At 51.6% G+C, this 10,245-nt stretch carries 10 protein-coding genes, 1 pseudogene and 1 riboswitch; of the genes and pseudogenes, 2 read left to right on the forward strand and 9 right to left on the reverse strand.

Features of this window, described 5'->3' with window-relative positions; all coding sequences use genetic code 11:
* Nucleotides 1-23: 23 nt before the first annotated feature.
* The 7 genes and pseudogenes from QQM41_RS12475 to QQM41_RS12505 form a co-directional block, all read right to left on the reverse strand.
* The gene (locus QQM41_RS12475; protein WP_339077325.1) at nt 24-671 is read right to left on the reverse strand and encodes an SOS response-associated peptidase; all 648 of its coding nucleotides are present in this window, start codon (nt 669-671) and stop codon (nt 24-26) included.
* A 20-nt stretch (nt 672-691) separates the two neighbouring features.
* A pseudogene (locus QQM41_RS12480) lies at nt 692-1,174 on the reverse strand (DUF72 domain-containing protein); the annotation flags it as partial.
* A 17-nt stretch (nt 1,175-1,191) separates the two neighbouring features.
* A complete protein-coding gene (locus QQM41_RS12485; RefSeq protein ID WP_339077326.1) occupies nt 1,192-2,952 on the reverse strand; it encodes an SbmA/BacA-like family transporter in 1,761 nt (586 codons plus the stop codon).
* Complete coding sequence (locus QQM41_RS12490) at nt 2,882-4,582, reverse strand: TonB-dependent receptor domain-containing protein (protein ID WP_339077327.1); 1,701 nt, start codon at nt 4,580-4,582, stop codon at nt 2,882-2,884. The genes QQM41_RS12485 and QQM41_RS12490 overlap by 71 nt, the downstream gene beginning before the upstream one ends.
* A gap of 40 nt (nt 4,583-4,622) precedes the next feature.
* Nucleotides 4,623-5,873, reverse strand: a complete 1,251-nt coding sequence (locus tag QQM41_RS12495; RefSeq protein WP_012812328.1) for an IS701-like element IS1452 family transposase — start codon at nt 5,871-5,873, stop codon at nt 4,623-4,625.
* Nucleotides 5,836-6,198: a TonB-dependent receptor plug domain-containing protein gene (locus QQM41_RS12500; protein ID WP_339077328.1), complete on the reverse strand. Its 363-nt coding sequence runs from the start codon at nt 6,196-6,198 to the stop codon at nt 5,836-5,838. The genes QQM41_RS12495 and QQM41_RS12500 overlap by 38 nt, the downstream gene beginning before the upstream one ends.
* 487 nt (nt 6,199-6,685) lie before the next feature.
* Nucleotides 6,686-7,126, reverse strand: a complete 441-nt coding sequence (locus tag QQM41_RS12505) for a DUF2946 family protein (RefSeq protein ID WP_339078125.1) — start codon at nt 7,124-7,126, stop codon at nt 6,686-6,688.
* A gap of 121 nt (nt 7,127-7,247) precedes the next feature.
* Here QQM41_RS12505 and QQM41_RS12510 point away from each other — a divergent pair, with 121 nt between their 5' ends.
* Nucleotides 7,248-7,409: a hypothetical protein gene (locus QQM41_RS12510; RefSeq protein WP_339077329.1), complete on the forward strand. Its 162-nt coding sequence runs from the start codon at nt 7,248-7,250 to the stop codon at nt 7,407-7,409.
* 30 nt (nt 7,410-7,439) lie between these two features.
* Nucleotides 7,440-7,742 (forward strand): hypothetical protein, encoded by a 303-nt coding sequence (locus tag QQM41_RS12515; protein WP_050819829.1) that lies wholly within the window; start codon nt 7,440-7,442, stop codon nt 7,740-7,742.
* Nucleotides 7,743-7,793: 51 nt separating this feature from the next.
* Here QQM41_RS12515 and thiD read toward each other — a convergent pair whose 3' ends face one another.
* Both thiD and QQM41_RS12525 read right to left on the reverse strand, forming a co-directional pair.
* On the reverse strand, nt 7,794-8,594 hold the full coding sequence (gene thiD / locus QQM41_RS12520) for a bifunctional hydroxymethylpyrimidine kinase/phosphomethylpyrimidine kinase (RefSeq protein ID WP_339077330.1): 801 nt from the start codon (nt 8,592-8,594) through the stop codon (nt 7,794-7,796).
* A 61-nt stretch (nt 8,595-8,655) separates the two neighbouring features.
* Nucleotides 8,656-8,775: riboswitch (TPP riboswitch) on the reverse strand.
* Nucleotides 8,776-8,849: 74 nt separating this feature from the next.
* Nucleotides 8,850-10,190: an amidohydrolase family protein gene (locus tag QQM41_RS12525; protein WP_339077331.1), complete on the reverse strand. Its 1,341-nt coding sequence runs from the start codon at nt 10,188-10,190 to the stop codon at nt 8,850-8,852.
* Between the last annotated feature and the right edge of the window lie 55 nt (nt 10,191-10,245).

Genomic DNA, 10,245 nt, shown 5'->3' on the forward strand with positions numbered 1-10,245 from the left:
ATTTTCCTCAATAACAGGTAGGGTTAGTTCTGGGCGTTAGCTGGGGCAATCACTTTCAACGTACCATCTGGTAGGGGCCTTTGGAGCTGAAGGGCCTCTTCCGCTGGCGCATTCATCCAGATATCCAGCTCTTCCGGCTGCGTGAGAATAACCGGCATCGCTTTTGGGTGAATGGCTCCAACCTCCCGGTTGGCTTCTGTGGTCAGAAATCCAAAGAGATCATCCGTTGTTTCTCCGTCTGCCAGTTTGCGCACAGATGTCCATTGGCACCAGATCCCGGCAAAAAATGCCAGAGGTTCATCATCGCTACGGGCAAACCATACGGGTTGTGACTTACCATCTGGCAGGCGCGTGGGTTCTGAAAAAGCCGTTAGCGGCACAAGGCAGCGATGCCCCACGTGCTCCCAACGTTTCCACCACATGGAAGATGGGTGGCGGATATTGGTAACACCCCGGTCAACCTTGTGTCCCTTAAGATAGTTTGGTGGGGTGGGCATGCCCCAGCGCGCCATCATCAATTCCCGGCCTTGTGCTGTATTGCGCACAATGGGCGCCATGGTGTTGGGGTAGATATCTGGCAACGGCTGAAGATTGCCCGTGTGGTCTGCCACCACCTTTGCTGCCTTGCGAATGGCCTGTGGGTTGGATGTCATGGAATAGAGATTACACATCAGCTGGCTCCAAAGGTGCGTTAATCCGTGATCATGCTGGGTGAATGCTTTAACGCCCGCAATGCCTCTATCAGTTCAAGTGCATTCTGTGTGGCGGCACCAAAGGTAGTGTTATCATAAATTGTCCAGACATCCGTACCACATGCGCTTAATGCAGCAACGCTGTTTGCATGTGCCCGCACAGCTTCTGCGCTATACGGTGATTCATAAATGCGCGGAGAGCCATGTAGCCGAAAATAGGCAAGACCATTCCATCCTCCGGGTTGTGCAGCAGAAGCAAATCGAGCCGGATCCGCCGCAACCCGTGAGACATGCTGCCTTTTCAGCATTAGATCAACTTCAGGCTGAAACCAGCTTACATGTCTGGGTTCCAGTACCACCGGGCCGTTGATGATAACTTTCAGATCATGAAGAAACTGTTCAGCAATATCTCCGGGATAAGCAAAACTGGGGGGTAGTTGCACCAGAATAGGGCCACGCTTATTGCCCAAACCGCTGGTTTCCTCTAGTTTGCTAAGGATTAAAAGAAAGCCTTCCCATTTTGTAAAACAATTTGTTTCTGATGATAATCTTGCAGCGCTTTGCGGTGTGTCACGCTGATAATTGTACAATTGGGCAAGAGTGTTAGCAGCGCATCATAAAGGCCGTGCTCATTGGTTTCATCCAGTGCAGAGGTGGCTTCGTCCAGAAACAGAATAGAGGGTTGAAATAGAAAAACCCGTGCCAGGGCCAGACGCTGCTGCTCTCCACCAGACAGGATATTCCCCCATACTTGCTCTTCATCCAGACGAGACACGTAACCACCCAGATTTGCGGCATGAAGGGCTGCTTCATACGCGTGCAAATCATGCTTCTCTGGCAATAACGGGTAGGAAAGGGCTTGCCGCAAAGGCCCCGATGGCACGTAGCTTTGCTGCGGAACAAACATGGCTTTTGCGCTATTAAGGCACACTTCTCCACTGCCATAAGGCCATAACCCGGCTAAGCTGCGTAAAAATGTGCTCTTTCCGCTGCCGGATGCCCCGTAAATGGCCCATCGCTCACCGGCTTGAAATGTCAGGCTGCCAAAATCCAGAAATCTCTGCCCGGAAGGCAGGTTAAGAACCAAATTATGGGTTGAAACTGTATTTTGGTTTGTAGGTTTGCAGACAATACCTTGTCCCGGCTTTTGCTGTATGATGCGTTCAAATTCAGCCAGACGCTGCAATGTGGAGCGCAGGTTGGCCAGATCTGTGTAATTATCAATAAACCATTGCAAACTTCTTCGAACCTGCATGAAAGCCGCATTGATACGCGCATAAGTGCCAAACGTAAGCGCATGCGCCATAATTTTTGGCACCAGCAAAACCCATAAAATAATGGAAGCTGTTTGATTGTAAAACGTTCCCACAAAGTTGGCACGCCACGTGTAATGCACAACGTTGCGCCAATTTTTGGCAATGTGAGCCAAGTGCGTGGAAAAGCGCAGATGCTCAGCATCTTCCCCTTTATAAAAAGCAACCTGTTCAGAGTTACGTCGCAAATCAAGCAGGCTTGCGCGCAAATCTGCATCGTAATGTTGTTGCTGATAATCAGCGTTTACTAAGGGGCCGCCCACTTTTTCTATAACAAAGGAAACCAATACAGAAACAAGAACTGTTCCAAAAAACAGATAGCCGGGAATATAATAGATATGCCCCCAAAGTGGCACCGATAATGCCCCGCCGATTTCCCATAAAACAATGGAGAATGACAGCAACGTCATCACAGCCTGAATAGCATCCAACCCCAGTTTAAGAACAAGGGTTGTCATTTGTGCAAGGTCATCTGCAATACGCTGGTCTGGGTTATCTGCCTGCGCGGCATCATGCTCCAAACGGTAATAGGTTGTGTCTTTCAGGTAGTGTTGCAGATAAACCTTTGTGTTCCATAAGCGCCAGCGCATGGAAAGGATCTGTGTCAGATAGGTTTGCAGCACATAAATGCCGGCTGAAAGGGCGCAAGCCGCAATATAAACCGGCAACAGGCCTAGGGCTTTGCGCACATGGAATGCAAAAAAGGCATCAAAAAACTTTTGGTCCCAAATGCCAAACCATACGGCGGTACGCACATAAAGCAGCGAAAGCCCAATAATAAGCCCTAGCAGCCCCCATGCTTTCCACTTTTCTGCGGACACCCAGAAAGGAAGCAGAATTTTCCAGTCCGAAAAAGAATGAGAAGAAGGAGGGGGATCAGTACGTAGCACGAAGCGTTGCCATGAAATTGCGAGGGGCTGCAGGAAAGTTGAACTGCCATATACCACTGGCGCGTTCGTAATAATGGCGGTTGGTCAGATTATAGGCATTCAGTTGCAGACGCAGATTACGGTTGATCTTGTAACCAATCATGCCATCCATCGTCATGTATCCACCTTGCACAGTGGTAGCGTAACTCCCGCGCAGATTGCTGTTGGCATCTATCCCAACCCCTATGTTCAGGTCTTTCAACCGTCCATCTGGCACGGTGTAATGCACCCAGGATTTGAACATGTGGTGGGGAGAGTAAACGCCGCCAAAATCGCTGACGCGGGAATTGGACACTTTGGTATCCAGATACGTGTAGCCAATGGAAACATCCAGATTAGGCAGAATTTGCCCATCTATCTGCATTTCCCACCCCTGGCGGCGAATAGGCCCAGTGGTGACGTAAAACTGTGCATGCAGAGGGTCTTGCACCGGCTGGTTTACACTCTCCATCCGGAACAGGGCAGAAGAAACATTTAACCGGCCATGGAAATATTCCGCCTTAAACCCGGTTTCAATCTGGTTACCACGCTGGGGTGTTAGCCCGCCACCGTGATACGTTTCCTTGCCCACAGAAGGGGTGAAAATACTGGAGTAGCTGGCATACCAAGAGATATGGGGCGTAATCTGATAAACCGCTCCCAGATAAGGCGTAAGTTCTCCATGTATGTTGGATGTTGTCTGCCATTGTGTTGCTGGTGCGGGGGCAATATCGCGCAGTTTCTCGTAATAGCGTGAGGCGCGTCCGCCCAGAATAAGAGAGAGCTTTTTGGTGAGTTCAAACCGCAACTGGCCATAAAACCCCCATTGATAGGCGTAATCATCCGTGCCCCAGCCATTGGTGTTTGTGGCATAGTTAAAACAGCTCGCTGCGGGTTTCTTAACAACATCCGTGTTGTTTATGCTCACATCATTATAGATGGCGTTACAGGTGTTGTTGGCATACTGCGTAACCTGTTCGTACGAATTATAGTTAAACCCGAAAAGCGCATGATGCGTGCGGTTTAGAAAATGGAAACTGCCTTGGGCATAAATATCCGCAGAGCGTGATGAATTCGTACCCTTAAAAGCTGCAATGCCTTGGTCCCGATACTGTAAGGTACCTGTGCTGGGGTCTATCTGGTTCCAGGGTTCGTTATAAAGCGTGTTGTAACTTTGATCGTAAAATGTGCCGCGTGCAGTTGCTGACCAATCTCCCCAGAGTTTCTGGTTGAGTGAGGCAATGGTCTGTTGAGTCATGTAGTTGGAATATCCCCAACTCTGGCTAGGGTTTGCCGAGCGGCTGCCAGACCATAGCGTATTGGCCGTTGTAAGCGGCAATCCGTAATAGGGGGCCTGATTATCCTGCTGTTGCGCTGCGTGAGAAACCATAAAGGTGGTGCGCGGGGTTATATCCCACTCCAGCACCCCATAGGCCTGCCATTTGCGGGTATGGGCATATTTGTAAAAGTAATCATTATCTTCAAACAGATCAGCCGTGCGGAAGCGAAGGGTTTTGGATTTGTTCAACGCTACCGTCATATCCACATCAGCACGGTAGTTGTTAAAGCTTCCAACACTGGCGGCACCGCTTAGCACTACAGTTGCATTTTGTGTCGTGAGTGAGCGCGGATAGCACTGGCCTGATGCGTTCGTCGAAAGACGGACCATCTGAGGATGTGAGAGACGGGTAGTCTGCGTTGTGCAAGTTTTACGACGAGGCGCCTGATCTCCTGAATGGACCAGCGGACAAGGACTGTCGTGTTCTGAGTTGTGTTTTTTTCGGTTTCAGTGAGTTTGCCTGGTAACGGACACTGGCCATGACGGCATAGGCCAGCATGACCAGAGAGACATGCCGATGCCAACCATGCCAGGAGCGGGTCTCGTTATGATCAAGACCAAATTCGTTTTTGGCCGTCTCGAACCCTTCTTCGATCCTCCAGCGCGTCCCTTCAACGTTCACCAGTTCCTGCGTGGTTGTCCCTTTCGGGCTCCAGGTCGTAAAATAGGCAAGGTCCCCGTCAGCGATGTTTCGGCGGATCAACAGGCCACGTGTCCATGGTCCGGCTATAGGGCAGTCAAATTCTTCAGCATCCAGATCAGCAAGCGGAAGATACGCCCAGTCATAAAGTCGCTCACCTTTTGTGCCGTGCCCCGCTGACAGACGACGCCAGGCCTGGTCTGGCAGTCCTGCTGCAATATCTTTCGCCTCTCCGGCAATCAGCGGTTCCGTTGCCCATGATCCGAACCAGTGATTGCCCTTGACCCCAAGCACATATCCAATTCCTGCCCGGCGAAGCGTGCGTTCTACGTCGCCCACGCCATACACGCTGTCTGCTGCAACCCAGCGGAACGGCACACCGGCCTCAATACTTCGCTCAATCATCATCGAGGCTAACGCCGGTTTGGTTGCAAACACCACGTCATCGGGAACGTGGGCCCGCTTCAGACGCTCAGGCTTTGATGTCCAGTCTTTCGGGAGATACAGGGCGCGGTCAATAAAGGCATGCCCCCGTTCCGAAACATAAGCGCCAAACACACCAATCTGGCAGTTCGTGATCTTGCCGGCAGATCCCGTATACTGCCGCCCCACACCGCAGGACGCCTGACCCTTCTTCAGAAAACCGGTCTCATCAATGACCAGCACGCCCTCTTCAGTGCCCAGATGCTCAATCACATAATCCCTGACGACGTCACGAAGGGCATCGGCATCCCAGTGCCCGCGTCCCAGAAGCGCCTGCTGCCGCCATGGACCAGGATCTCCTGCGGCTTCCGCTCGCATCCATCCCGTCTTGCGTGGTTCATTGCCAATCAAAACATCAAGAAAAGCACAGGCCGAATCTACGACACGTTTTTGCGTGAACAGCGGCGCCATCCGATCCTTGGCGGACCGAAGCGAGCGCGCCCATAATTCCAGCGTCTCTTCAACAGACGTACCGCCACTCATCATATCCTGAATCATGGTTACCCATAGATTCAGAACTCAACACAAAATGCAACTGTAGTGTTAGCGCAAAATCCTGCCCCGGTTTTTTGGTGACCTCATTTACAACGCCACCCGCGCCACCAGCCCCCTGTAACAGGCCCGAAGACCCTCGCAGCATCTCGATACGATCATACATGGAAAGATCAAAACTGGCGTTATTCAGCGTTCCTGAAGCGTTTGGCGTGCCATCCACAGAAGTGGTGAGTTGGTACCCACGTGAGTAGAAATTTGAATTGGCCGTAGAGGCCGGCATAACCCGAATACCGTTAATCTGGCGCATGGCGTCAGTCATTGTCAGCATGTTGGAATCTTCCATACGCTGCTGTGTAATGACAGATACAGACTGGGGAATATCCTTCAGTGCAACCGGCGTTTTTCCCCACGCTTCTATTGTTGGCACAGTGTAGGAATGTCGGGAGCCAGATCCATATACCGTAATATTCTGATGGGTTGTTTCAGCAGATGCGTGATTTGCCGAAGATGAACACCCGCATGAAGGCCCTGAAGCGCTGCATTTTTTAGGCCCACTGGTTGAGGTTGGCGTGCAGTAGGCGGGGGGGGGGGAGCAGCCAAAGCTGGCGCACAGATAAGCGTAAGACCGCCTACCATAACCCCAAAACATGGGAGTGTTCGAAAAATACGAGACATACCTATCTGTCCTGACAGCGTCATACATAAAGGCTGACAGGGCAGGTTGATGTATCCAGCCCTTATGGCTGGTTCCCGCATAGGGCGGGAATGACAGATGCTATTATATTACAGATAGCAGCCGCAAAAACGTGTTCCTGTCAGTAAAGACATGACAGGGAAAGAGGCGGCCCACGTGTATGGGGAAGGCCCGTAAAAACACCAGCAGGCGGAGCCCGTGGGGCGCGATCATGATAGATCTGCCGCTTTGCCAGCAGCATAATGCTTAAGGCAACAAAAACCCCGATAAAGGCGATATCAGGCAGTTGCAGCAGTGGGCAGAGAGGGCAGAACCCGTTGTTATCATCATGCGAATGGTGTGCGGGATCATGCCCTTCATCATCGTCAGGCATAACCATGGCATCATCCATATCAGGGCATGCCGGGCTTTTAAGTGCTGGGCCAATATGAAGGCCGGTAAGGCGTTCAAGCGTAGCGCGGGGCATTTCCCCCAGCTGCGCATGACTTTGGAGGAAAAGCTGCCCAACAAGCCCCACCATCACGCAAATGGCCACCAGCCATCGGCTGGCAAACAGGCGCATTTTTGCGTGCGTGGTGGCTGATCTAGACAAAAATCCTCTCCAAATTGTGCTCTTGTTAAAGGAAGATTATTTGCCTTTTGTCAAGAAAGAGTAAGTGGCATTGCACAATGTGGGCTGTAAAATGGCACATGCCACAGATCAGCAAGGCTGTTCTGTGGTGGGGGCAGGTATAGCTGCTCCTATATCAGCTCTCTCGCTTTTGTGGGTGCAGGGGCGTAACCCTGTAAAAGACCTGCACGAAGCTTTTGTCAGCTTCCGGCTTTTTAAGCCGCATGCGGGTTAGACTGTTATTCCTGCAAAGAGGAAACAAACCATGTCAGCTTACAGCATTTTACGTACCGCTATTGAACAGAAAAAAGCCGTTTCTTTTACGCTTCATGACAAGCCGCAGGTTGGTTCACCGCACGCTCTGGGCAAAGGAGATGGCGTAGAAAAAGTGCTGATGTATCGTGGTGTGGATGCACATGAAAAGCGCGTGCCTGCTCAGGGGCAGTGGGATTGCCTTGCCGTATCTGAACTGAGCGACGTGAAACTGCTTGCAGATGAACCGTTCCACCAAGGTCACCCGGATGCCGCACAGCGCGCTGGCATTCGTGAAGTAGATATTGAACTCTGATATACCCCTGTTTATCGGCATCACGCTAAGTGATGCCGATAAAACCGCACATTATTTCCAAAGGTGATGGAAATGGTGCAGCGGGCCGTGGCCATGCCCGACATCAAGCGTATCACTCGCTGCAAGAGCGCCATGTAGATACGCTTTTGCCTCACGCACGCTCTCTTCCACCGATTTGGAAGGTAGTAGCGCCGCTATTGCAGCAGACAGTGTGCAGCCAGTACCGTGGTCATTACGTGTGTGAATACGGGGCGCTGCAAACTCAATAATTTCACCCGGGCCATAAAGCAGATCAACACTCTCGGTTGATCCTTCAAGATGGCCACCTTTCAGCAAAACCCATTCTGAACCCAGCTTGGCCAACTCTTTTACCCGTAAGCGCATTTCATCCAGCGTCCACATAGGGTCGGCATCCAGCAAAACGCCTGCTTCTGGCAGGTTGGGGGTAATAAGCGTTGCAAGTGGCACCAGAAGGTCTCTGATAGTGCTGACTGCACTGCTTTCCAGAAGGTGATCTCCACTTTTGGCCACCATAACCGGATCAAGCACAATATTTTTTGCACCATGATGATGCAGCCGTTCTGCAATAACCTCGGCAATGCCGATATTGGGCACCATTCCAATTTTAACGGCATCCACCCGCACGTCATCAAACACGCTATCAATTTGCTCACCCACAAATTGTGGGTCTAGCGCCACAAAGGACCGTACGCCTTGGGTGTTCTGAGCCACCACAGCCGTAATGGCCGCCATGCCATAAGCCCCCATGGCGGAAAATGCTTTAATATCTGCATGAATTCCTGCGCCACCTGTGGGGTCGGTGCCGGCAATACTCAAAACATTGGCGATCATGGTCAGGCAATTCCCTTTCCGCAAGAACGTGGCTCCCTGCCGCGCAATTCCAGCAAAAAGGATAGGGTGGCCAAACCTGTCCCTTCGCCGGCATAACCCGGATCAGGTTCAAAGGGTCATTGCGCTGCCTGTTGGCTCTGCAATCTCTCAGCCCCATGTCGGGGCACCCCTCGGTAAGGCCTAACGTATCAGGGCAAGGCCCTTTATGCACGCCATATTAAAGGTGAATCTGGCAGGCCGGGGGAACACTGCCTTTTATTTTTGCAGCACAGGGGGAGAAATGGCTACGCCGTTTTCCCATGTTTCAATAATCTTGTCGGCATTTGCTATATTGGCAGCAGGGTTACCGGCAACCACCAATACATCTGCCCGTTTACCCGGTGCCAATACACCCCTATCAGAAAGATTCAGCAAATCTGCTGCGTTCTGGGTGGCGATATGAATAGTCTGCAAAGGTGTTAGCCCCGCCTGCACGGTAAGGACGAGTTCCCGATGTTCTGCCACACCGGGCACGCGCAAAGGGGTGGCGCCGCTATCTGTGCCAAAACCGATTTTTACACCAGCATCATGCAGTGTTTTCAGGTTTTGCAGGTTCATCTCTAAAGATGTACGGGCAAAATCAGCCTGTTTGCCGGCTTTGTGCTGTGCCTGCCATGCGGGATCATTAATCTGTTTCTGTAACGGGCCAGAAAGCCCTGCTATTGCAAAGGGGGTTTGCGTCCACGGCGCGCGATCAGCCCATGCTGTTGTGGCTTCATCCAGCTGAAGGGTGGCAATATACCAGATGCCGCGGGATTTCAGCGCCGCAACCAGCTCTGGCGTAACGGGTTTGTCCCGCACGCCATGGGCAAGAATATCCACCCCAGCAGCCACAACATGCTGGGCATCTTCCAAGTCATGAATATGCGCTGCCACGCGTAACTTGCGTTTGTGGGATTCCTCCACAACGGCAGCAATAATATCCGGGCTCATTTTAACGGGCAGCGTGCCATCAAAATCATCAACCCAGATTTTAACCAGATCTGTGCCTTCATCTGCCATTGTATCTACGGCTTCTCGGGCTTCATTGGCCGTTTTGGGGCGGAAAAGCTGGTTAGGAGCAACATTTACAGGCGGCGCCCCATTGGGAACGCCAATGCCCTGATCAACCCCAAATAGATCAGCTGGCGTTTTCCCTGCATGCGCTTCCTTACGGAGCGGATCAAACACATCTGGCACGTTATTACCCAACGCCGTAACCGTGGTAACACCGTAACGACGATACTGCCCAAGTGCAGCCATAATATTGGCACGTGTATAAAACTGGGACCCCGTGGTTACGCCCTCATACTGCCCAACATGGCTGTGATCGGAAATAATGCCGGGCAGGGCAGTATCTCCTGAACGATCCAGCACTTTGGCATCTTTGGGTATGTCCACATTCTTGCCAACAGCAAGAATATGATCTCTCTGCATCACAAGAGTTGCATCTTCTATAGGAGGTGCTCCAGTGCCATCCACAATACGCACATGCGTGAGGGCAACAGGAGGGGCAGAGGCTGCAAGCGCCGGTGTTATCATGAACAGAGCGGTTGTGATAAAAAACATACGGCGCATATTGATCCCCCTAAGAGCGGCATGAACGGGAAGAAATTGGTATTCGTTCCATGTT

This window comes from Acetobacter sp. AC2005 (assembly GCF_037901235.1).
In the GTDB taxonomy this organism is placed as follows: domain Bacteria; phylum Pseudomonadota; class Alphaproteobacteria; order Acetobacterales; family Acetobacteraceae; genus Acetobacter; species Acetobacter oryzoeni.

Excerpts from the sequence above, each read along its gene's own strand:
- QQM41_RS12515 (WP_050819829.1), top strand. The coding sequence starts at position 7,440 with ATGTCAGCTTACAGCATTTTACGTACCGCTATTGAACAGAAAAAAGCC.
- QQM41_RS12510 (WP_339077329.1), top strand. The coding sequence starts at position 7,248 with ATGGCACATGCCACAGATCAGCAAGGCTGTTCTGTGGTGGGGGCAGGT.
- QQM41_RS12525 (WP_339077331.1), bottom strand. The coding sequence starts at position 10,190 with ATGCGCCGTATGTTTTTTATCACAACCGCTCTGTTCATGATAACACCG.
- QQM41_RS12475 (WP_339077325.1), bottom strand. The coding sequence starts at position 671 with ATGTGTAATCTCTATTCCATGACATCCAACCCACAGGCCATTCGCAAG.
- QQM41_RS12495 (WP_012812328.1), bottom strand. The coding sequence starts at position 5,873 with ATGATTCAGGATATGATGAGTGGCGGTACGTCTGTTGAAGAGACGCTG.
- QQM41_RS12490 (WP_339077327.1), bottom strand. The coding sequence starts at position 4,582 with ATGGTCCGTCTTTCGACGAACGCATCAGGCCAGTGCTATCCGCGCTCA.
- QQM41_RS12505 (WP_339078125.1), bottom strand. The coding sequence starts at position 7,126 with ATGCGCCTGTTTGCCAGCCGATGGCTGGTGGCCATTTGCGTGATGGTG.
- thiD (WP_339077330.1), bottom strand. The coding sequence starts at position 8,594 with ATGATCGCCAATGTTTTGAGTATTGCCGGCACCGACCCCACAGGTGGC.
- QQM41_RS12500 (WP_339077328.1), bottom strand. The coding sequence starts at position 6,198 with ATGCTGACAATGACTGACGCCATGCGCCAGATTAACGGTATTCGGGTT.